The organism is Streptomyces rimosus subsp. rimosus (assembly GCF_000720725.1).
Classification (GTDB): domain Bacteria; phylum Actinomycetota; class Actinomycetes; order Streptomycetales; family Streptomycetaceae; genus Streptomyces; species Streptomyces rimosus_A.
This window is the reverse complement of record NZ_JOCQ01000016.1, coordinates 1-21,363: the sequence shown is the minus strand read 5'-3', so window position 1 is coordinate 21,363 and position 21,363 is coordinate 1. Positions and strand designations below refer to the sequence as shown.

General features: G+C 71.6%; 23 protein-coding genes. 13 read left to right on the top strand and 10 right to left on the bottom strand.

Going from position 1 to position 21,363, the window contains the following annotated elements; translation table 11 throughout:
• Positions 1 to 311 precede the first annotated feature (311 nt).
• The 4 genes from IH45_RS0111185 (at position 312) to IH45_RS0111170 (ending at position 3,829) form a co-directional block, all read left to right on the top strand.
• On the top strand, positions 312 to 1,205 hold the full coding sequence (locus tag IH45_RS0111185; protein WP_030665375.1) for an LLM class flavin-dependent oxidoreductase: 894 nt from the start codon (positions 312 to 314) through the stop codon (positions 1,203 to 1,205).
• A gap of 345 nt (positions 1,206 to 1,550) precedes the next feature.
• Positions 1,551 to 2,450, top strand: a complete 900-nt coding sequence (htpX, locus tag IH45_RS0111180) for a zinc metalloprotease HtpX (RefSeq protein WP_030665372.1) — start codon at positions 1,551 to 1,553, stop codon at positions 2,448 to 2,450.
• Positions 2,451 to 2,477: 27 nt separating this feature from the next.
• Positions 2,478 to 3,053 carry a PspA-associated protein PspAB gene (gene pspAB, locus IH45_RS0111175; protein WP_030665369.1) on the top strand — a complete coding sequence of 192 codons (576 nt, stop codon included), beginning with the start codon at positions 2,478 to 2,480 and terminating at the stop codon, positions 3,051 to 3,053.
• A gap of 56 nt (positions 3,054 to 3,109) precedes the next feature.
• Positions 3,110 to 3,829: a TetR/AcrR family transcriptional regulator gene (locus tag IH45_RS0111170; protein WP_032917197.1), complete on the top strand. Its 720-nt coding sequence runs from the start codon at positions 3,110 to 3,112 to the stop codon at positions 3,827 to 3,829.
• Between the two features lie 255 nt (positions 3,830 to 4,084).
• Here IH45_RS0111170 and IH45_RS0111165 read toward each other — a convergent pair whose 3' ends face one another.
• Complete coding sequence (locus IH45_RS0111165) at positions 4,085 to 4,738, bottom strand: PadR family transcriptional regulator (RefSeq protein ID WP_234440500.1); 654 nt, start codon at positions 4,736 to 4,738, stop codon at positions 4,085 to 4,087.
• Positions 4,739 to 4,841: 103 nt separating this feature from the next.
• Between IH45_RS0111165 and IH45_RS0111160 the strand changes: the two genes are divergently transcribed.
• The 4 genes from IH45_RS0111160 to IH45_RS0111145 all read left to right on the top strand — a co-directional run bounded on the left by IH45_RS0111160 (position 4,842) and on the right by IH45_RS0111145 (position 8,120).
• Positions 4,842 to 5,432 (top strand): hypothetical protein, encoded by a 591-nt coding sequence (locus IH45_RS0111160; protein ID WP_030665361.1) that lies wholly within the window; start codon positions 4,842 to 4,844, stop codon positions 5,430 to 5,432.
• Positions 5,429 to 6,814, top strand: coding sequence for a carotenoid oxygenase family protein (locus IH45_RS0111155; RefSeq protein ID WP_030665358.1), 1,386 nt, complete (start codon positions 5,429 to 5,431; stop codon positions 6,812 to 6,814). Before IH45_RS0111160 ends, IH45_RS0111155 begins: the two co-directional genes overlap by 4 nt.
• Positions 6,815 to 6,933: 119 nt before the next feature.
• Positions 6,934 to 7,290, top strand: a complete 357-nt coding sequence (locus IH45_RS0111150; RefSeq protein WP_158813008.1) for a hypothetical protein — start codon at positions 6,934 to 6,936, stop codon at positions 7,288 to 7,290.
• Between the two features lie 206 nt (positions 7,291 to 7,496).
• Positions 7,497 to 8,120 (top strand): hypothetical protein, encoded by a 624-nt coding sequence (locus IH45_RS0111145; protein WP_030665352.1) that lies wholly within the window; start codon positions 7,497 to 7,499, stop codon positions 8,118 to 8,120.
• Here the strand turns inward: IH45_RS0111145 and IH45_RS0111140 are convergent.
• From IH45_RS0111140 to IH45_RS0111125, 4 genes are all read right to left on the bottom strand, one after another.
• Positions 8,091 to 9,263 (bottom strand): MerR family transcriptional regulator, encoded by a 1,173-nt coding sequence (locus IH45_RS0111140; RefSeq protein WP_030665350.1) that lies wholly within the window; start codon positions 9,261 to 9,263, stop codon positions 8,091 to 8,093. The two genes, IH45_RS0111145 and IH45_RS0111140, sit on opposite strands and share 30 nt — an antisense overlap.
• A gap of 11 nt (positions 9,264 to 9,274) precedes the next feature.
• Positions 9,275 to 10,204 (bottom strand): metal-dependent hydrolase, encoded by a 930-nt coding sequence (locus tag IH45_RS0111135; protein ID WP_030665347.1) that lies wholly within the window; start codon positions 10,202 to 10,204, stop codon positions 9,275 to 9,277.
• A gap of 130 nt (positions 10,205 to 10,334) precedes the next feature.
• Entirely contained in the window at positions 10,335 to 12,116 is a 1,782-nt protein-coding gene (locus tag IH45_RS0111130) for an SDR family oxidoreductase (protein ID WP_030665344.1), read from the bottom strand.
• Complete coding sequence (locus IH45_RS0111125) at positions 12,113 to 12,991, bottom strand: M24 family metallopeptidase (RefSeq protein ID WP_030665341.1); 879 nt, start codon at positions 12,989 to 12,991, stop codon at positions 12,113 to 12,115. Before IH45_RS0111125 ends, IH45_RS0111130 begins: the two co-directional genes overlap by 4 nt.
• A gap of 290 nt (positions 12,992 to 13,281) precedes the next feature.
• Here IH45_RS0111125 and IH45_RS0111120 point away from each other — a divergent pair, with 290 nt between their 5' ends.
• The 5 genes from IH45_RS0111120 (at position 13,282) to IH45_RS0111100 (ending at position 17,456) form a co-directional block, all read left to right on the top strand.
• Positions 13,282 to 14,388 (top strand): ABC transporter ATP-binding protein, encoded by a 1,107-nt coding sequence (locus IH45_RS0111120; RefSeq protein WP_078897448.1) that lies wholly within the window; start codon positions 13,282 to 13,284, stop codon positions 14,386 to 14,388.
• Positions 14,378 to 15,289, top strand: a complete 912-nt coding sequence (locus IH45_RS0111115) for an ABC transporter permease subunit (protein ID WP_030665334.1) — start codon at positions 14,378 to 14,380, stop codon at positions 15,287 to 15,289. Before IH45_RS0111120 ends, IH45_RS0111115 begins: the two co-directional genes overlap by 11 nt.
• 70 nt (positions 15,290 to 15,359) lie before the next feature.
• Positions 15,360 to 16,271, top strand: a complete 912-nt coding sequence (locus IH45_RS0111110; RefSeq protein WP_030665330.1) for an ABC transporter ATP-binding protein — start codon at positions 15,360 to 15,362, stop codon at positions 16,269 to 16,271.
• 88 nt (positions 16,272 to 16,359) lie between these two features.
• A complete protein-coding gene (locus tag IH45_RS0111105) occupies positions 16,360 to 17,079 on the top strand; it encodes an ABC transporter permease subunit (protein ID WP_030665327.1) in 720 nt (239 codons plus the stop codon).
• A 143-nt stretch (positions 17,080 to 17,222) separates the two neighbouring features.
• Entirely contained in the window at positions 17,223 to 17,456 is a 234-nt protein-coding gene (locus IH45_RS0111100) for a winged helix-turn-helix domain-containing protein (protein WP_030665324.1), read from the top strand.
• Between the two features lie 36 nt (positions 17,457 to 17,492).
• Here the strand turns inward: IH45_RS0111100 and IH45_RS0111095 are convergent, their stop codons facing one another.
• The 5 genes from IH45_RS0111095 to IH45_RS0111075 form a co-directional block, all read right to left on the bottom strand.
• The gene (locus IH45_RS0111095) at positions 17,493 to 17,945 is read right to left on the bottom strand and encodes a VOC family protein (protein ID WP_030665321.1); all 453 of its coding nucleotides are present in this window, start codon (positions 17,943 to 17,945) and stop codon (positions 17,493 to 17,495) included.
• A gap of 62 nt (positions 17,946 to 18,007) precedes the next feature.
• Positions 18,008 to 18,802, bottom strand: coding sequence for an endolytic transglycosylase MltG (gene mltG, locus IH45_RS0111090; RefSeq protein WP_050514729.1), 795 nt, complete (start codon positions 18,800 to 18,802; stop codon positions 18,008 to 18,010).
• A gap of 102 nt (positions 18,803 to 18,904) precedes the next feature.
• Complete coding sequence (locus IH45_RS0111085) at positions 18,905 to 19,327, bottom strand: MerR family transcriptional regulator (protein ID WP_030665315.1); 423 nt, start codon at positions 19,325 to 19,327, stop codon at positions 18,905 to 18,907.
• A 65-nt stretch (positions 19,328 to 19,392) separates the two neighbouring features.
• A complete protein-coding gene (locus IH45_RS0111080) occupies positions 19,393 to 19,812 on the bottom strand; it encodes a nitroreductase/quinone reductase family protein (protein ID WP_030665313.1) in 420 nt (139 codons plus the stop codon).
• Between the two features lie 211 nt (positions 19,813 to 20,023).
• Positions 20,024 to 21,322, bottom strand: coding sequence for a CynX/NimT family MFS transporter (locus tag IH45_RS0111075; protein ID WP_050514728.1), 1,299 nt, complete (start codon positions 21,320 to 21,322; stop codon positions 20,024 to 20,026).
• Between the last annotated feature and the right edge of the window lie 41 nt (positions 21,323 to 21,363).

Here is a 21,363-nt window from a genome sequence, read left to right as displayed (position 1 = left end):
AGAACGGCCTGTCCAGGGGCAGGGGCCGTCTGCGCTCGGGTGCCGGACCGTTCGGGCGTGGACGGTGGGATGTCCGGGCGCGGACGGCGGGGTGTCCGCGCGCGGGCGGTCGGGCGTCCGGACGTGGGCGGAGGGCTGTCCGGACGCCGGGGGCGTGGCACCGTACGGCGACGGCGGTCGGGGTGAACGGGTGCCGCACCGGATCGAATGTACGTTCAGGGCCGTGTACGTGACTACGGCGTGCGCCCCCCGCGCGTTGGAGCACCACAGGGCTCACGGGGGCTCTCACGTACGGCCGTAGGCTCGTACGTATGCGACTGAGCACCGTGATCCTTCCCGTCCGCCGCTGGTCCGAGGGTGGGCGGGAGGTGTGGCAGCGCGCCGAGGAGTTGGGCTTCCACACCGCGTACACCTATGACCACCTGTCCTGGCGGAGCTTTCGCGACGGCCCGTGGTTCGGCGCGGTGCCGACGCTGACCGCGGCTGCCGCCGCTACGTCCCGTATGCGCCTGGGCACGCTGGTGACTTCCCCGAACTTCCGGCACCCCGTGACCCTCGCCAAGGAACTGATCTCGCTGGACGACATCAGCGACGGGCGGATCACCCTGGGCGTCGGCGCCGGCGGCTCCGGCTTCGACGCCACGGCGTTCGGCCGGGAGCCGTGGACGCCCCGGGAACGTGCAGACCACTTCGCCGAGTTCGTGCCGCTGCTGGACCGGCTGCTCACGAACGACGTGGTCTCCTACGAGGGCGAGCACTACCGCGCCCACGAGGTGCGCAACATCCCCGGCTGTGTGCAGCGGCCCAGGTTGCCGTTCGCGATCGCGGCGACCGGGCCGCGCGGGATGAAACTGGCGGCCGGCCACGGACAGGCGTGGGTGACGACCGGCGATCCGAAGGTGTCCGCGACCGGCAGCGCGGCCGAGTCGCTGGAGGCGGTACGCGGGCAGGTCAGCCGCTTGGAGAAGGCCTGCGCCGAGGCCGGTCGGGACGCCGGGGAGCTGACGAAGATCATGCTCACCGGCTTCTCGCCGGACCGTCCGCTCGCTTCGCTGGACGCCTTCGTGGACTTCGCGGGTGCACACGCCGAGGCGGGCATCGACGAGCTCGTACTGCACTGGCCGATCGCCGACTCGGTCTTCGAGGCCGATCTCACGGTGTTCGAGCGGATCGCCACGGAGGGGCTGGGGCAACTCGGGTGGTAGCCGGGCTGTAGCTGGAAAGGCGTCGGGCGGGGCGCTGCGGGGCGCCGCGGGAGCGAGTGGCGCTGGGCGGGGTGCTGCGGGGCGCCACGGGGGCGAGTGGCACCGGGCGAGGCCCTGCCTGGCGCCGGGTGGCCCGGTAGAGGTGGCCGCCCCCCGCCCCAGCGGCCTCCGTCCGTCGGCTCCGGCGCCCCCGACCTACCGGCCCGGCCCGTCCGCCACCCCGCCGCAATCCATGGCCTCCGCTTTACGCCGTAAAGGCCCGGCAAGAGGGAGAATCGGGTCAGAGGCACCCGCGTGGTCCTCGGGTGAGCTCTACGGACTCTGCGGTTTGGAGGACTGAGAGGCATGGCACGAACCCGATTCGCCCCCGACCGCGGCCTGACCTCGCGCATGGTCACGACGATGTTCTTCATCGGCCTGCTGTACGTGGTCGTGGTGGGCGTGCTGGTGGTGCTCCTCAAGGGCGCGTGGGTGGTGGTGCTGCTCATCTCGGGCGCCCTGTTCATCGCGCAGTTCTGGTTCAGCGACCGGATCGCGGCCTTCAGCATGGGGGCCCGCGAGGTCACCCCTGAACAAGCGCCCGAGCTGCACGGCGCCGTCGACCGGCTGTGTGCGCTGGCCGACATGCCCAAGCCGCGCGTCGCGGTCGCCGAATCGGACGTACCGAACGCCTTCGCGACCGGCCGCAACCAGAAGAACGCGATGGTGTGCGCGACGACCGGCCTGCTGCGGCGCCTGGAGCCGGAGGAGCTGGAAGGCGTCCTCGCGCACGAGCTGTCACATGTCGCCCACCGCGATGTCGCGGTCATGACGATCGCGTCGTTCCTGGGCGTACTGGCCGGGATCATCACGCGGGCGGCCCTGTGGAGCGGTGTCGGCCGCAACAACCGCGACAACAACGCGGCGATCGCCGTACTGATCGTCACGCTGGTCAGCGCCGTCGTCTACGCCGTCAGCTTCCTGCTGACCCGGCTGCTGTCGCGCTACCGCGAGCTGTCCGCCGACCGGGCCGCCGCGCTCCTGACGGGGCGGCCGTCCGCGCTGGCCGCCGCGCTGACCAAGGTGACCGGGCAGATGGCGCGGATCCCGACGCGGGACCTGCGCAAGGCCGAACCGTTCAACGCGTTCTTCTTCGTGCCGGCGTTCTCGAAGGAGAGCTTCGGGCGGCTGCTGTCCTCGCACCCCACGCTGGAGCAGCGGCTGGAACAGCTGGGCCGGATCTCGGCGCAGCTGGGGCGGCCGTGACCCGACCGATCAAGGAGAGAGCACCGCATGGGTTTCCTGGACGCCATCCTCGGACGCAGCAAGCCGGTACGCCCCGACCTCGACCGGCTCTTCGCGCTCCCCTCCGCGGCCGTCACCCTCCAGGCCGCGGCCGGGTTCCGGCCGACCGGCCTCGGCTCGGTGTGTTTCGCGAGCGCCGAGGGCGGCGCGTTCCGCGGCATCCAGGAGGAGGTACGTGGCCTGTTGGGCAGTCCGGCCGAGTTCAGCCAGGACGAGTACGGCTATACGTGGATGCTCGCGCGGCACGCCGCCGACGACACCGCGGCCCTGGTCAATGACCTGCACGCGGTCAACAGCTCCCTGGAGGGCGCGGGTTTCGGCCCGCAACTGCTGTGTTCCCTGATGGGGTTCCGGGACGACCGGGAACGCTCGCTGGCGCTGGTCTACCTCTACAAGCGCGGTACGTTCTACCCCTTTGCCCCGCAAACCGGTCGAGGAAGCGCGTCCACCGAGAAGCGCGACAGTGCTCTGGAACTGGAGATGCGTGCGCTGCTTGCCGACGACCTGCAGATCGAGGCGGATCTGAGCCGGTGGTTCCCGGTCTGGGGCGCGCCGGGGCTGTGAACGGGCCGGTGACGGCCGGTTCCGGCGCGGGCGGCCGGCTCGCGTAACTTGGCGGCATGGCTGAGGCAGTGGGGGCGACGGGCGCGCCGGGGCGGCGCCGCCGCGCGCCGGGGATGAGCGTCGACGAGCGCCGGGCGATGATCGTCACGGCCGCGCTGCCCCTGGTGGCCGAGTACGGGGCGGCCGTGACCACCGCGAAGGTGGCGCGTGCCGCGGGCATCGGCGAGGCGACGATCTTCCGCGTCTTCGCGGACAAGGACGCGCTGCTGGCGGCCTGTGTGGCCGAGGCCCTTCGCCCTGATGCCCTGCTCACATCACTGGCAGCCATCTCTCTGGACCAGCCGCTCGCCGACCGGCTGACCGAGGCGCTGGACGCGATGCGGGGGCACCTGTCGCGTATCGGGGCGGTGATCGGCGCGCTGCATGCGACGGGGCGACTGCGGGGGCGGGAGGTGCCGGGGGGCGGGGGCTCGGGCGCGGATACGGGTGCACGTACGGGTGCGGGTGCGGGTGCGGGTGCGGGTGCGGGTGCGGGCGCGTCGCCGACGTCGGCGCCCGGGAGCCGGGAGGAGGCGATGGCGGCTCCACTGGCCGCGATCACCGCCCTGTTCGAGCCCGAACGGGGCCGACTGCGGATGGCACCGGAGGCGCTGGCCAGGGTTTTCCTCGCGCTCGGGCAGGCGACGGCGCCGCCCGAGGGAGAAGAGGGCGGCGGAGCGCGGGAGTTGGTGGAGCTCTTCTTGTACGGGGCGTTCGACGGGGGCTGCGGGGACTGAGGTTCGGAGGCTGAACGGGACTCACGCGAGCCGGAGGACTGAACGGGACTCACGCGAGCCGGAGGACTGAACGGGGCTCACGCGTGTCGGAGGGCTGAACAGGGCTTACGCAAGCCGGAGGGCTGAACGGGGCTCACGTGAGCCGGAGGGCTGAACGGGGCTCAAGCGAGCCGGATTCAGGCAACATCGAGGCCCGCCAGGACCGGAGCAGTGTCGAGGCCCGCCCAGGCCGGGGGCCGCCTGAAGGCCCGCCGCTCAACTCCCCTCCCTGCTCTTCTCCCTGCTTCTCTCCCTGCCGCCCTCCCCGACCGGCTCCCGCTCCTGCCTCTCCCGTTTCCGCTCCTCGGTTTTCTCTTCCTGCTCCTGGACCGCTTCCCGGGCGCGGCGTGCCCGGTCCGAGTTGATCTCTTCGGCGGCCCACTTGGCCCAGCCTTCGACCATGGCGGTCTGTCGCAGGCCGAATTCCAGGGCGATGCGCCCGTACACCGCGACCATTTCCTCGTCCCAGTCGCTGCTGTCGGCGACCTCCTGGTAGATGCCGTGCGCGCGGGCGGCCCGCTCGGCCTGTTGCAAGAGGAACGTACGGGCCTCCAGAGGCGTGAGTACGCCGAGGAAGAAGACGCGCAGCAGGCCGTCGTGGCGCTGCGGGCCGGTCGGTTCCACCTCGATGAGCCAACGGTGCAGCTCGGCCCGGCCGTCCTTGGTGATGGCGTACTCCTTGCGGCCGCGCGGGCCGTGGGCCACCACTTCGATGAGCTGCGCGTCGGTGAGCTTGTTCAGCTCCCCGTAGACCTGGCTCTGGGTGGCCGGCCAGACGTGCGCGAGCGACACGTCGAACGTCTTCATCAAGTCGTAGCCGCTGGCAGGGGCTTCGGCCAGCAGGCCCAGCACGGCATGGCGGAGGCTCATAACCGCCACTTTACCTTCCACTCTTGACACGTCAACGCCGGACCTTCTACCTTCGACATGTCGAAGTTGGAATGTCGCTGGACGGTCGGGGGAGTCGAGTTTCATGACCTACTTGCGGGGATTCATCCCGTGGATCGCTTACGGAGCCGTGGCCTGGGCGTCGTGGCAGTGGGCCGCGCTGGCCGCCCTGCTGCTCGGTGCCGTACTGCTCTACATGGACCGCGCCGGGGGCCTGTCCCTCTCGCTGCGAGTCCTTGAGTACGGCACTCTCGTGTTCTTCGCGGGCGTCACCGCGCTCGCGTTCCTCCACCCGGACAGCGGGCTGCGGGCTTACGACGGCGCTCTGTCGTCGGGCTGGCTGGCGCTGATCACCTGGGGCTCCATAGCCGTCCGCCGTCCCTTCACCCTCGCCATGGCCCGGCACCACGCGCCGCCCGAGGTCTGGCAGTCCCCGCTCTTCCTGCGGATCAACCATGTGCTCAGCGCGGCATGGGCGGCGTCCTTCACGCTCGCCGCGGCGGGTCAGGTCCTGGTCACGGCCCTCGGGCTGGGCCCAGCCGCCCTGATCGCCGTTCACGTAAGTGCCTTCGTCATCCCACTGCGATTCACCGCGACCTACCCGAAGCGCGCACGGGCGCGTTTCCTGGAGAAGGCCGGCGAACGCTCCTACGCTCAGGAGGCTCGTTCCGCATGACGACGAACACCCCCGGCTCCGCCGCTCGGGCAGTCGGCACCGCTTCCGCTCCGCCCCCACACCTCGCGGGCAACTTCGCCCCGGTGATGGAGGAACTCACCGCGTACGAGCTGCCCGTCACCGGCGCGGTACCGCCCGAGCTGACGGGCTGGTACCTGCGCAACGGCCCCAACCCTCGGGACGCCGCGTCGGCGCACTGGTTCTTCGGCGACGGCATGGTCCACGGCGTCCGCCTCGAAGGCGGCAAGGCCGTCTCGTACCGCAACCGCTGGGTCCGCACGGTGACCTTCACCGACGGCATACGGGTCGGTGACGACCGAGGAGATCACGGACTGGCCGCCGGGGTTGCCAACACCCACGTGGTCCGGCACGCCGGCCGCACCTTCGCCCTGGTCGAATCGTCCTTCCCGTACGAGATCGACTGCCGCCCGGGGCATGAGCTGGAGACCGTCGGCCCGTACGACTTCGGCGGCCGGCTGACCACCGCCATGACCGCACACCCGAAGACCTGCCCGACCACGGGCGAACTGCACTTCTTCGGCTACGCCACCAGGTCCGCGCCCTACCTGACCTACCACCGGGCCGATGCCGACGGGTCCTTGGCGGTGAGCCGCCCCATCGAGGTGCCGGCGCCGACGATGATGCACGACTTCCACCTGACGGCGGAGCATGTCGTCTTCATGGACCTCCCGATGGTCTTCGACCACCGGTCGCCCGGCATGCCGTTCGTGTGGAACCCGGAGTACGGTGCCCGGCTCGGTGTCCTGCGGCGCGACGACCCGTACGGCCAGGTCCGCTGGTTCTCCATCGACCCCTGCTACGTGTTCCACTCGCTCAACGCGTTCGACGACAGTCAGGGACGCATCGTGCTCCACGTGTCCCGCTATCCGACGTTCGAGTTCACATCGCTGCCCACCCTCTGGCGGTGGACCATTGATCTGGCCTCCGGCAAGGTCACCGAGGAGCAGTTGGACGACCAGTCGGGCGAGTTCCCGCGCATCGACGACCGGATGGCGGGGCTGGACGCCCGGTTCGGGCACATCACGCGGTCCGGGGGCCCGGGTTCCGGCCCGTTGCCGGGCGCGCTGATCCGCTACGACCTGCACGCCGGCACCAGTACCCGGCACGACTTCGGTCCCGGCCGCCAACCGGACGAGGCGTCCTTCGCCCCGGCGGACGACCGGCCCGACGGGCCGGGGTGGCTGCTCACCTACGTCTACGACGCCGCCACGGACACCAGCGATCTGGTCATCCTCGACGCGGAGGACATATCCAAGGACCCGGTGGCCACGGTCCATCTGCCCCGTCGGGTACCCCACGGCTTCCACGGGAACTGGCTCCCGGACCCGGACCCGGACCCGACCCAGGGGCCCGGCCGGTAGCGGATGCGTCGGCCCGCCCCCGGTCCCCCGAGTGCACGCGACCGAATGGCGGCCGGGGGCGCGCCGGTATCGGATGAGGGTGTCCACTCCGGACGGCTCCTGACGAGGGGAGAAGTCGTATGCGTAGAGGCACCGGTGCCGCAGTCGGGGCGCTCGCCATGGCCGCCACGGTAGGCCTGCTCACCGCCGGTACGGCCACCGCCGACAGCCAGGGCGGCAGGGTGGGCAAGGCCGGCCATGTGGTGGATCTTGGCCGCCCGGTCGCGGTGGGGCACCTCGTCCCTTCCGGGCGGCACGGCCGGGGGGTCGGGGCCCCCGATGACTGGAAGCACGGCGTCCGGCAGCACGGTGACCGGCAGCACGGCGTCCGGCAGCGCGTCGATCGAAAGATCTCCGCACCGTCCACCGCCACGCACAACTGGGGAGGGGGGAACTGGAACAGCACGGTGATCTTCGGCGACATGAAGCTCGACTGAGCCACCGGCTGAGTCGGTGGTCACCGGCCGAACGGTGGTCACCGGCTGGGCGATGGTCACCGGTCAGGCGATGGCTACCGGCCGGGTGATGGCCGGGGGCTGTGGGGAGCGTCGGCCAGGGGCCGGGGGAGCATCGGGGGTAGCTCAGGGGCGTGTCCGGGAGTTCCCGGAGGTTGAGGGGGCCGCCGTTCCCCGAAGCTCGGTGCATGACAACTACGACGTGGGGGCGGTCGGCGTTCGTCGCCGGGCCGGGGTGCATGGCGGCGTACGGGCTGGTCCGGCTGATGGACACGGAACGGGGCCCGGGGCCGGCCTGGTCGATCGGGCATCTGTTCCTGCTGGCGGGCGTCCTGCTCTTCGTGCCCGTGCTGCTGGGGCTGCGGCGTGTGGTGGCGCGGCAGGGCGGGACGCAGCGGGCGGTGGGCACCGGGTTGGCGGCGTTGGGGCTGGTCGGGGTGGCGGCCGTGGCGGTGCAGGCGGGTATCGACCTGCTCGTCGCGTACGTCTCGGCGGATCACGAGACCATGAGCGAGCTGTTCGCCAGGATTCAGAGCGTGCCCGGGGTGCTGCCTGTCGTCTACAGGGTGGTCCCGGTGCTGTTCTACGTCGGTCTGCTGCTGCTCCTCGGCCAGTTGGCCGTCCTGCGGGTGATCAGCGCCTGGCGGCCCGTGGTCGTCGTGGCGGGCACGGTGGCCATGACCGCCACACTCGACCTGCTGCCGGTGGCCGCCTTGCTGTTCCTCCTCGCTCTGGCCCCGCTGAGGCGGCTCGTCCCCGCGGGGCAGGCCGGGGCCGTACGGTCAGCTGGGTGGCGTACGGCGGGCGGCTAGCTCGTCCATGGTCCGGGCGTGGACCTCGCGTTGGGCGGCAGCGGCGATGAAGGCCGCCGCGTTCTCCCGGCCGACCAGGTGACGTACGGCTCGGATGGTGTCGGCGGGAAGCGCGATCATGATGGGCTCGGGGTCCATATGCGTGCCGGTGCGGAGACCGGGGGCGGCGGCGCCTAGCTCGGCACGACTCTCGGTACCTCCCTCGGCATCGACACCTGCACCGAGGGCGGCATCGCCACCGGTGGCCGTAACACCCGACCCGGTCGCAGCCGTACCCGTACCCGACCCGGTCGCGGCCGTACCCGTACCCGACCCGGTCGCGGCCGTACCCGTACCGGAACCGGCCGCAGCCGTACCGGAACCTGACCCTGCCCCTGACCCCGGCCCTGCCCGATCACCCAAATCACCAAGATGGTGATGGATGTACCGGGTGGCCAGAGACCGCATGGCGCGGGCCAGTTCTGCGTCGACTGTTTGCTGGGCCAGGGGGCGGAGGCGGCGTACCAGGTCGGCGGCCTCGGTGGCTTCGGCGTCGGTGGGCTGGTGGTCCAGGTAGGGGTGGAAGACGTACTCGGTGGTGAAGTCGAGGAAGCGGGCGGCGATGTGCTCGACCTGGCCGCGCAGTTCGCGCAGGTGGCCCGAGATGGCGGTGAGCGGGACGCCCGCGGAGTGCAGCTCGGCCGCGACGGCCAGCTCCTGGGGGCTGGGGACGCGGAAGGCGTCGTCGCTGCCGGGGAGGCGTTCCAGGACGCCCAGTTCGACGGCGTCCGCCAGGGCCTCTTCGTCCGGCGTGCCGCCGAACGCGGCGTCCAGCTCGGCGCGCGTGATGCGAGCCGCTTCCTCGTCGCTCCAGGGACCGTCTATCTCGGCGACCAGGCCCAGTACGCCGCCGAGGCCGCGGCCGGTGTCCCAGGCTTCGAGGAGTTCCTTGATGCTGGCGAGGGTGTAGCCGCGGTCGAGCAGGTCGGCGGTGCGGCGCAGCCGTTCCAGGTGCTCGTCACCGTAGACGTTGGCCCGGCCGCGGCGCTCCGGCTTGGGGAGGAGGCCGCGGTCCTGGTAGGCGCGGATCGTGCGGACCGAGGTGCCGCTGATGTGGGCCAGGTCCTCGATGCGGTACTCGGCCGGCGGCGGCTGGTCGGTCAATGCGGTGCTCCTTACGAGATGGCCGCGCGGCCCACCGCGCCCGCCGCGGCGCGGGCTGCCGGTGAGGACGCCAGATATGCGACGGCCGTGCGCAGCGACCCTTCCTGCGAGGGATGGTACGACCGCTTCAGGTAGCGCGGTACGGCGGCGCCCAGCTCGCGCCAGGTCGGCAGGAGCTGTTTGCGTACGGCCTTGTTGTGCTCGCGCAGGGAGTAGCGCAGGCGGCCGGCCGGCTGCGGGTCGTGCCGGAGGAGGTAGGCCGCGCCCCAGGCCCACAGGTACAGGAGCACCGGAGCGGTGACGGCCATGCCCAGGGTGCGGCGGGCGTAGCGGGGCAGACCCTCGCCGCCGGTGTGCTGGTACATGTCAAAGGCCACCGCGCGGTGCTCGACCTCCTCCGCGCCGTGCCAGCGCAGCAGGTCGAGCATGACCGGGTCGGGGCGGGCCCGGTCCAGGCCGTCGGCGTGCAGCACCCAGTCGCCGAGGACGGCCGTGAACTGCTCGATGGCGGCTATGACGGAGAGCCGGAAGCGCAGCCACTCCCGGGTGGATATGGGGGCCGCGAACGGGGGGCGTTCGCCGAGGAGGTACTCGAAGAGGAAGTCGACGTGCTTGGTGTACGGAGCGGTGCCCAGGCCCTGGTGGGCGAGGTGGTCCAGGACGTAGGCGTGCTGGACGCTGTGGGTGGCCTCCTGGCCCATGAAGCCTTTGACGTCCTGGAGCAGTGCGGGATCGCGGACCAGCGGCAGGGCTTCCTTGAAGACCTTGACGAACCACCGCTCGCCCGCGGGCAGCAGCAGGTGCAGCACGTTGATGACGTGGGTGGCGGTGGGTTCGTCCGGTATCCAGTGCAGCGGGGTGTCGCGCCAGTCGAACGAGACGCGGCGGGGAGCGATCGTGTGGTGTCGGTGTTCCTCCGGGCCTTCGGGGGGCGTATGCACGCTGGTCTCCTGACGTGTGACGTGAGGGAGGGCGCCGGGGCCGCGCCGCTTGCGCACCCCGGCCGACCGGAACCGTGCCGGGTGGGCTCTGCACGGACGGCTCTGCACGGACGGCTCCACGTGGGCGGCTCTACATGGGCGGCTCGACGCGGGCGAGGGCACGCAGGGCGCGCGGCGCGAAGCGGGACATCAGGTACGCGCCGCGGGACTCGGGCGTGACGGGCACCACCGCCTCGTTGCGCGCCACGGCCCGCAGGATCGCCGCGGCGACCTTCTCCGGCGGGTAGTTGCGCAGTCCGTACACCCGGGACACCTTGGCCTGGCGGCGCTTCTCCTCGTCCGCGGAGACGCCGGTGAAGCGGGCCGTCGAGGTGATGTTCGTGTTGACGATGCCGGGGCAGACGGCCGTGACGCCGATGCCCTGACCGGCCAGTTCGGCGCGCAGGCATTCGCTGAGCATGAGCACCGCCGCCTTCGAGGCGCCGTAGGCGGACAGGACGCGGGACGGCTGGAAGGCCGCGCCCGAGGACGTGTTGACGATGTGGCCGCCCTGGCCGCGCTCCGCCATCTGTTTCCCGAAGAGGCGGCAGCCGTGGACGACGCCCCACAGGTTGACGTCCAGGACCTTCTTCCAGTCCTCGGTGGTGGTGCTGAGGAAGGGCCCGGACACGGCTATGCCGGCGTTGTTGATCAGTACGTCGACGGTGCCGTACTCGGCGGCGACCTTGTCGGCCAGCTTCTCCATGGCGGCCTCGTCCGACACGTCCACCGTCTCGGCCCAGGCCTGCGGGGCGCCGACCAGCCGTGCCAGGTCGGCCGTACGGGCCACCCCCTCGGCGTCCCGGTCCACGGCTATGACGCGCGCTCCGGCCTCGGCGAAGGCGAAGGCGGTGGCCCGGCCGATGCCGCTGGCCGCGCCGGTGATCAGCACCAGCTGTCCGCCGAACCGGTCGGCGTACGGACCGGAGGCGACGACCTCCTTGGCCGGGTCGCCCTCCTCCTTCGACGTCACGAACTCGCTGATCCAGGCGACCAGTTGGTCAGGGCGGGTGCGCGGTACCCAGTGCTTGGCCGGGAGGGTGCGCCGTACCAGGCGGGGCGCCCAGTGGTCGAGGTCGTCGTAGAGCCGCTGGGACAGGAAGGCGTCTCCGGTGGGCGTGATCAGCTGGACCGGGCAGTGGGCGTAGGCGTCGGCGCGCGGGCGGCGGAGCCGGGACCGGACGTTGTCGCGGTAGAGCCAGGCGCCGTGTGCGGCGTCCGTGGGCAGGGACGGTGTCGGGTAGGCGCCCTGCGGCACCTTCTCCACCCGCTCCAGGATCTTGGGCCAGCGCTTGCCGAGCGGCCCCTTCCAGGCCAGTTCCGGCAGGACCGGGGTGTGCAGCATGTAGACGTACCACGACTTGGCGCCCTGGTTGAGGAGCTGGGCGGCACGGCGCGGGGTGGGGCGGGAAGCGCGCTTCTTGATCCAGTGGCCGAAGTGGTCCAGCGACGGGCCGGACATCGAGGTGAAGGAGGCGATGCGGCCTTCCGTGCGCCGGACCGTCGCGAACTCCCAGGCCTGCACCGAGCCCCAGTCGTGGCCGACGACATGGACCGGCCGGTCCGGGCTGACCGCGTCCACGACCGCCAGGAAGTCGTCGGTCAGCTTCTCCAGGGTGAAGCCGCCGCGCAGCGGCTTGGGCGCGCTGGACCGGCCGCAGCCGCGTATGTCGTACAGCACCACGTGGAAGCGGTCGGCCAGGCCGCGGGCCACCTGCGACCACACCTCCTTGCTGTCCGGGTAGCCGTGCAGCAGCACCACCGTGGGGCGCGCGGTGTCGCCCAGCTCGGCGACGCACAGCTCCACCCCGCCCGTGCGCACCCAGCGCTCCCGTGCGCCTTCCAGGCCCGTCTGCCCCTGCTGCCCGCTCATGCGGCCCCCTCCTCCTGCCAGCGCCGCACGTGCGGCAGATCGTCGTCCAGCCAGAACGCACTCTCCTCCGGGTCCGCGGAGTCCGTCACGACGAGGATCTCCTCGAACTTCGCGCCCGTGCCCCGGAATCCGAGGTGCGGTTCGACCGCCCACAGGCCCGGCCGCGGCGGGTGGTCGGAGAACTTGTACGGGCTCCACAGCGGCGACCAGCCGTCACGGTGGCCGTGCAGCGCGTCGGAGGCCAGGCCCTTGAGCGACTGCGTGCCGAACCCGAAGAGCGTCGGCGACCAGCGGCGGGGCCGCACCCGGTCGACCTTGTGGGCGATGACGCCGAAGGGATAGGCGCGGTGGCGGTTCACATACCCCTGGCGGACCATGAGCCGCTCGACGTCCTCGTAGATCTCCCGCAGCGGGCGGCGCTCGCGGACCTCGCGCAGGATCAGCTCGCGGTGCGCTTCGAGGTCGGCCAGCAGCCGGTCGTGGACCGGGTTGAGCCCCAGGCAGCCGGAATAGCCGATGTCGGCCGTGAACCCCTGGTGCACCGGTGCCATGTCGAGGATGAAGGCCATCCCGGGCTCCAGGCGGCGGTCGGTGGGGAAGAACTGGAGCGGTATGCGGAAGTTCGTGAACGCCGTGCGGTCGCCGAACCAGGCGAACGGGAGGTGGAACCAGTCCCGCACCCCGCGCTCGCGCAGCCACCGGCGCTGCATCCGCGCCGCCTCCCGCTCCGTCACCCCCGGCCTGAGCTGCGCGGCGACCGCCTCGGCACAGGCGTACGCCAGCCGCTGCACCTCTTTGAAGCCCCGCAGCTCGGCGGTGAGTCCGCGTGCACCGCCGCCCCCGCGGGCCGTCACGGCCCCTGTCGCTGAGGTCATCGCCAACCGTCCGTTCCGTCCGTGAGCCGATCATCGCGGTACGTACCCGTAACTTGACACTGATGAATGTGACAATGCTCGGCGGCGGCGTCAAGGGGTCGGCCGAGCCTGCGGAAAACCCCGCCGCGGGGCTCTCGGCGCCGGGGCCCCGCGCCACCTCGCCACCGCACGGCGACAGGCTGCGTACGCCGTTGCGCCACCGCACGGAGGGGAACCGAAGCACGACTTCCCCTACGGGCCCCTACACCTGTGGTCGGACGCTGATCCAGCCGCCAGGTCTGACGACCGGTGTGGTCCCCGCCACTACCGTCGATGACGTGACTGTGATCGTGACCGAAAGCCTGAGCAAGCGGTACCCGAGGGTGACCGCGCTGGACCGGCTCACTGTGGACATCGGCCCCGGAGTGACCGGCCTGGTGGGTGCCAACGGTGCCGGCAAGTCCACCCTGATCAAGCTGCTGCTGGGGCTCGCCCCGGCCAGCGAGGGGTCCGCGGCCGTCCTCGGCCTCGACGTGGCCACGGAAGGCGGCGCCATCCGTGAGCGCGTCGGCTACATGCCGGAGCACGACTGCCTGCCGCCCGACGTCTCGGCCACCGAGTTCGTCGTCCACATGGCGCGCATGTCGGGCCTGCCGCCGACCGCGGCGCGTGAGCGCACCGCCGACACGCTGCGGCACGTCGGCCTCTACGAGGAGCGCTACCGCCCCATCGGCGGCTACTCGACGGGCATGAAGCAGCGGGTCAAGCTGGCCCAGGCGCTCGTCCACGACCCGCAGCTGGTGTTCCTGGACGAGCCGACCAACGGCCTCGACCCGGTCGGACGCGACGAGATGCTCGGCCTGATCCGCCGCGTGTACACGGAGTTCGGCATCTCGGTCCTGGTCACCTCGCACCTTTTGGGCGAGCTGGAGCGCACCTGTGATCACGTCGTCGTCATCGACGGCGGCAAGCTGCTGCGCTCCTCCGCCACCGACGACTTCACCCAGCTCACCGCCTCCCTGGCCGTCGAGGTCACGGACACCGACGAGCACCCGGACGGTACGGAAGCGCTGCGCGCGGCCCTGACCCGCGCCGGTGTCGCGGTGACCACCGCGACACCCGGCTCGCAGGGCGTGGCCTCCGCCGCCCACCTGCTGTACGTGGAGGCCACCGGCGAGGAGACGTACGACCTGCTGCGCGACACCGTCGCCGGCCTGGGGCTCGGCCTGGTCCGGATGGAACAGCGCCGGCACCGCATATCCGAGGTCTTCCAGAGCGAGGACGCGGCCGGTGCGCAGGCCGCTCAGCCCGCGCGCACCCCGGACGTACCGGCCCGTACGGCCGCCACCTCGGCGAAGGCCCCCGCGACGACCGCCCACCGAGCCCCCAAGGACGGAGGCGCCCCCGATGCCGCCTGAGACCAGGACCCCCGCGCCCTCCGGAGCGGCGCCGGACGTCATCCACGACATCGGCTACCGCCACTTCGACGGCCCCCGCCTCGGCCGCGCCTACGCCCGCCGGTCGCTGTTCTCACAGAGCCTGCGCGGCGCCTACGGACTGGGCCGCTCCGCCAAGTCCAAGGTCCTGCCGATGCTGCTGTTCGCCGTGATGTGCCTGCCCGCGGGCATCATGGTGGCGGTCGCGGTCTTCACGAAGATGCACGACCTGCCGGTGGCGTACACCAGGTACGCGATCTACCTCCAGGCGGTCATCGGCCTCTACCTGGCCGCCCAGGCACCCCAGTCCGTCTCCCGCGACCTGCGCTTCAGGACGGTGCCGCTGTACTTCTCGCGCCCCATCGAGCGCGTCGACTACGTGGTGGCGAAGTTCGCCGCGATGGCGAGCGCGCTGTTCATCCTGACCGCAGCCCCGCTGCTGATCCTGTACGTGGGCGCGCTGCTCGCCAAGATGGACTTCGTCGACCAGACCAGGGGGCTGGGCCAGGGCCTGGTCTCGGTGGCGCTGCTCTCGCTGCTGTTCGCCGGCCTCGGCCTGGTGATCTCCGCGCTGACCCCGCGCCGCGGCTTCGGCGTCGCCGCCGTCATCGCCGCGCTGACCATCCCGTACGCCGCGGTGAGCGCCGTCCAGGGCATCGCCGCCGTACAGGGCCAGGAGGGCGTCGTCGGATGGCTCGCGCTGTGCTCGCCCATCACGCTCATCGACAGCGTGCAGGCGACCTTCCTGGGCGGCACCGCGTCGTTCCCCGACGAGGTCCAGCCGTCCACCGCCGCCGGCCTGGTGGCGCTCCTGGTCACCCTGTGCGCCGTCGCCGGCTCGTACGCGCTGCTGATGCGCCGCTACCGGAAGGCCGGCCTGTGACCGCCCGCCCCGCGCCCCGGACGGCGCACCCGACGCCCGCCACCAGCCCCCGAAAGAATGGGCCGCGCCCATGACGACCATCCAGATCGACCACGTCTCCCGCTGGTTCGGCAACGTCGTTGCCGTCAACGACATCACCATGACCATCGGCCCCGGCGTCACCGGCCTGCTCGGCCCCAACGGCGCGGGCAAGTCCACGCTGATCAACATGATGGGCGGCTTCCTCGCGCCGTCCGGCGGGACCGTCACCCTCGACGGCCGCACCGTCTGGCGCAACGAGAGCATCTACCGCCACATCGGCATCGTGCCCGAGCGTGAGGCCATGTACGACTTCCTCACCGGCCGCGAGTTCGTCGTCGCCAACGCCGAACTGCACGGCCTGGGCAAGGACGCCGCGCGGCGGGCACTGGCCACCGTCGAGATGGAGTACGCGCAGGACCGCCGGATCTCCACGTACAGCAAGGGCATGCGCCAGCGCGTGAAGATGGCGTCCGCGCTGGTCCACGACCCGTCCGTGCTCCTGCTGGACGAGCCGTTCAACGGCATGGACCCGCGCCAGCGGATGCAGCTGATGGACCTCTTGCGGCGGATGGGAGCCGAGGGTCGCACGGTCCTGTTCTCCTCCCACATCCTCGAAGAGGTCGAGCAGCTGGCCTCGCACATCGAGGTGGTGGTGGCCGGGCGCCACGCGGCGTCGGGCGACTTCCGCAAGATCCGCCGCCTGATGACGGACCGGCCGCACCGCTACCTCGTACGCTCCACCGACGACCGGGCGCTGGCCGCCGCCCTGATCGCCGACCCGTCCACGGCCGGGATAGAGGTCGACCTCCAGGAGGGCGCGCTGCGCATCCAGGCCGTCGATTTCCCGCGCTTCACCGCCCTGCTGCCGCGGGTCGCCCGCGACCACGGCATCCGCCTCCTGACGGTCTCGCCCTCCGACGAGTCCCTGGAATCGGTCTTCTCCTACCTCGTAGCGGCCTGAAAGGAGCCTCGAAGCGATGTCTGCGACCTCATCGGTCCGGCCGGACCCGTCCCCGGCGCCCGCTGCGGGCCCCTCGCCGGTGCCCTCGGTGTTCAACCCCACCGTCGCCCGGCTCACCTACCGGGCCCTGCTCGGCCGGCGCCGCGCGCTCATCCTGTTCGCGCTGCCCGCCCTCCTGATCGTCATCTCCGTCGCCGTACGGGCCCTGGCCGGCGCCGACGACTCCACCGCCAACGGCGTCCTGGGCACCTTCGCGCTGGCCACGATGGTCCCGCTGATCGGCGTCATCGCCGGTACGGGCGCGATCGGCCCCGAGATCGACGACGGCTCGGTCGTCTACCTGCTGGCCAAACCGCTGCGCCGGTCCTCGGTCATCTTCACCAAACTGGTCGTGGCGATCGGCGTGACGGCCGCGTTCTCGGCGGTACCGGTCCTGATCGCCGGGTTCATCCTGAACGGCAACAGCCAACAGATAGCGGTGGCGTACGCGGTGGCCGCCGCCGTGGCCTCCGTCGCGTACAGCGCCCTGTTCCTGTTCTTCGGGACGGTCAGCCGGCACGCGGTCGTCTTCGGCCTGGTCTACGCCCTGGTGTGGGAGACCCTGTTCGGCAACCTGGTGCCGGGCGCGCGCACCCTGAGCGTGCAGCAGTGGGCCCTCGCGATCGGCCAGAAGATCGGCGCGGAAGGCGCGATCACCTCGGAGGTGGGGCTGCCACTGGCGGTCGTCCTCCTGGTGGCCGTGACGGGCCTGGCCACCTGGTACGCGGGCCGCAAGCTGCGGTCGTTGACGGTGGCGGGGGAGGAGTAGGGGCGACGGCGCGTGGATCGCGGGCGCTCGGCCGGGGTTTCCGGCCGAGCGTTTTCGTTGGGTGGGGTGGCGCGCCGGGCGCTGCTGCTGACTAGGTGGGTAGCTCGATAGCAGGTTGGGTGAATCTGCCGCACGCTGACCAGGTGAAGATCGACAGAGCCCTACCGCATTGGCCCCAAGTCGCAGCCGAGATCCGGCGGCGGATTCAGGACGGTACCTATCGGGCCGGGGAACGCTTGTCGGGCACGGTGGCGATTGCCGCCGAGTTCGACGTGTCCCAGTCGACGGCTACCCGTGCCGTGGCCAGTCTTCGCACTGAGGGGCTTGTGCGCGTGGTGAGCGGGCGGGGTTACTTCGTTGTGGACAGCGCCGACTAGCGAGCTGTCCACGGGACGCGGCCACCGCCGCACGCCCTACGCCGCGCAGAACTCGTTTCCCTCCGGGTCCTGCATGAGCCACCAGTGCCCGGCAGGTCCCTGGTTCACCTCCCGGACGCGCGTCGCTCCCAGGCTCTCCAGCCTGGTCACCAGCGCCTCCAGGCCGCCGGGGCCGCTGTGGACGTCGATGTGCAGGCGGTTCTTGCACGACTTGCCCTCCGGTACGTCCTGGAAGAGCAGGCGCCGTCCGCGGCCGACGCCGCTGGTCTCGTCGTACGGGTCCTCGGGGTGGCGTATCGCGGCATAGCCGCGGAAGGTCTTGCGGCCGTGGTGCTCGGTGACCGCTTCCTCCTTGAGATGGCCGGCGGCCAGCAGTTGTTCGATGAGAGCGGTGGGGTCCTCCACCTCGTACTCCAGGGCCGCGGCCCAGAAGTCCGCCAGGGCGGACGCGTTCGTGCTGTCGATGACCAACTTCCACGTCAGTGCCATGCGAGGAGTTATACCGGGCAGCACTGACAACGGCCCCGGCACCGCGTCAGGACCGCTGTCGGTCACCGCTTCTGCCGCTCGTTGAACTCCCGTACGTTCGCGCGGTGCTGCGCGTAGTCGGCGGTGAAGCGGGTGTCGCCGGGGGCGACCGTCACGAAGTACAGCCAGTCGCCCGCGGGTGGCCGGGCCGCGGCCCGGAGGGCGTCCTGGCCGGGATTGTCGATCGGGGTCGGCGGAAGGCCCTTGTGCCGGTACGTGTTGTACGGACTGTTCAGTCTGGTGTCCGCGTGGCTGGTGTTGAGGGAGCTGCGGCCGAGGGCGTAGTTGATGGTCGAGTCCATCTGGAGGGGCATGCCCCGGTCGATCCGGTTCTCGATGACCCGGGCGACCTTGCCCATGTCGGCGGCCCGGTCGGCCTCGGCCTGCACGACGGAGGCGATGATCACCGTTTCGTACGCACGGATGCCGTCGGCGGCCTGCTTCTCGGCGGCGGTGTTAGTCATGAACGAGAGTAGCGACGCCGGCGTGGTGTCGTCGTCCACCGGATACGTCGCGGGGTAGAGAAACCCCTCCGGATTGCCCTTCGCCGCCTCCGGCAGCTTCAGCCGGGCGGTCTTCGCGGCCTTCTCCGTGGTGCCGGGCGCGACGGCGAGCGCCTTGTCGACCGCCGCGTACACCTGGGTGGCGCGCCGGCCCTCCGGGATCGTGAGGGGCGGGTGGCCGGGGCCGCCCAGGAGGCGCGTGAGCAGCACCGCGAGGAGCGCCAGGACGGCGCAGAGACCGACGGCCAGGAGGAGCTTGCCCCTGCGGGTGAGCCGCGAGCGGGGGCCGTGGCCGGTGTGCAGCACATCGCTCATGGGGGCACGGTAAGGCAGCATCCGCCCCCGCAGACGGCAGTACGCGGCGGGCGCCGTCGAAATCACCGGTTGACCGGCAGAGGCCGCGCCTGTGTCGGCCGCTCAGCGCATGGCTGGCTCCGGTCCGGAGCCGGTGGGGCAGCGTTCACGGTCGTTGCTGCCGGGCGGCCGGCGCAGCTCGTTGACTCGGTCGAGGAGCCGGTCGCGTACGGCGCTGAGGTCGTTGATGCGCTGCTGGAGCAGGGCGAGCCGCTGCTCGAAGACCTCGATCTTGGGGGCGGGGTCGGCGCAGGCGTGGTCCCCGATCAGCTCGTCGCGCAGGCAGCCGTCGATGAGGCGGAGGTCGTCGGTGGTGAGGCCGGAGGCCAGCAGCAGCCGGATGTTCGCCACGGCGCGTACCGCGCCGTCGCCGTAGCTCCGGTACCCGTTCGCGGACCGGCCGGGACGCAGCAGGCCCTGCTCCTCGTAGTAGCGCAGGGCCCGGGTCGTCGTGCCGGTGGCGCGGGCCAGCTCCCCGATGCGCACGGTGCGTGCTCCCTCCCGACGCGCGCCTACGGGAGGGAGCATAATCCGCGCTGCGGACGTGAAGATCACGCGCGGGCGCCCCACGGGGAGAGCGCCATGACCGGGATGCGCCGCCCCGCGCGCTCCTGAAAGGCGGCGAACTGTGGGTGGGCCGTCACCTGGAGGGCCCATAGCCGGTCTCTGTCCTCGCCTGTGACTTCGACAGCACGGGCCCGGTACGTACGGGTGCCGACCTCGACCGTCGCCAGGGGGTGGGCGGTCAGGTTGCGGTACCAGGCCGGCGCGGCGGGCGAGCCCCCGTTGGAGGCGAAGACGGCGAGCCGGTCCGTACCGTCCGGCAGGTAGAGAACGGGAGTGGTACGCGGCAGGCCGGACCGCGCTCCGGTGGTGGTCAGGAGGAGCAGCGTCTGCCCTGTGAACTCGCCGCCCACGCAGCCTCCGTTGGAGCGGAACTCTTCGATGACGCGGTGGTTGAAAGGGTTCACACGGGCGCTTCGGGCGCTTCGGTCGGCACGGTTGCCTCGGTTGTCTGAACTGTTCATGGCCGCACTCTCGACCTTCACGTCGGCGTGAAGGTCAAGCCTGTACCAGTCTGTATCAGCCCGTACCAGTCCGTATCAGCCGTACCGCTATGGAAGTGGCCCCGTGGAACGCGAGCACGGCAAGCGGTCCACGGGGCCTTCGGGAACGGACGGGTCAGGCCCCGATCCTCCGGTCCCGTCCCGCTCCCATGCCCAGCAGCACCAGGCCCGCGCAGACGGCCAGCAGCAGCACGATCGGTACCGTCCAGCCGTGCGTCGCCTGGTGTACCGCGCCGAGGACCAGCGGTCCGGCGGCGGCGAGCAGGTAGCCCCAGGTCTGTGCCATGCCCGAGAGGCGGGCGGCGGTGTGCGCGTCGCCGGAGCGCAGCACCATCATCGTCAGCGCCAGGCCGAGCGCGCCGCCCTGGCCGATGCCCAGGAGAATCGCCCAGACCCAGGCGCCGGCCACCGGGGCGACCAGGAGGCCGACGATGCCGCAGGCCATCAGGACGGTGACGGCGACGGCCAGCAGCCGCTGCCGCCGCATCCGCCCGGCCAGCATCGGCACCACGAACGAACCGGCCATCTGCACCAGCGTGCTGAAGGCGAAGACCAGCCCGGCCGTGGCCTTGCTCATGCCGTGGTCGGTGAAGATCGTCGGCATCCAGGCGATCATCACGTACGCGATCAGCGACTGCGAGCCCATGAAGAGCGTGACCTGCCAGGCCAGCGGGGAACGGCTCAGCTTCGGGCCGTCCTCGGCCGCGTGCGCGGGCGTCGCGGCGGGCTGCCCGTGCCGCGTACCGCGCCGGGCGAGCACCGCCTGCGGGATCCAGACGACGGCGGCGACCGCGGCCAGCAGCGCCCACGAGGCCAGCGACCCCTGCCAGCCGCCCAGTGCGTTCTCCAACGGCACGGCGGAGGCGGCCGAGACGGTGGCGCCGAGGATCATCGCCGTCGAGTACAGGGCGGTCATGCCCGCGGCCTTCTCCGGGAAGTCCCGCTTGATCAGGCCGGGCATCAGGACGTTCAGCAGGGCGATGGACGTACCGACCACCGCGCAGCCCACGAACAGGGCGACGACCGGCGGCGCGATGCGCAGCAGGATGCCGCCGCACAGCAGCACCAGCGCGCCGCACAGCACCGTCTCGGTGCCCCAGCGGCGGGCCAGTTTCGGCGCGGCGATGGAGCCGAGGCCCATGAAGATGAGCGGGATCGTCGTCACCAGGCTGCTCGCGGTGGCGGCCAGGTGGTAGTGCGAGCCGATCTCGCTCACCAGCGGCGAGACGCCGGCCAGCGCGGCCCGCATGTTCAGCGAGGCGAGCACGATACCGAGCAGGACCAGGGCCGGGTGCGCGCGCAGCCGGCGGCGGGCCGCGGCGACCGGCGGGGCCGGGGTCAGGTCCTCCTCGGCGTCGATCAGCGGTGGGTCCAGTGGTGCGTCCAGTGGTGCGTCGGTCCGGGGCCCTGACATGGGTGCGTGACTCTCCTTGCGTGGGGGGGGGTGGGGGTGGG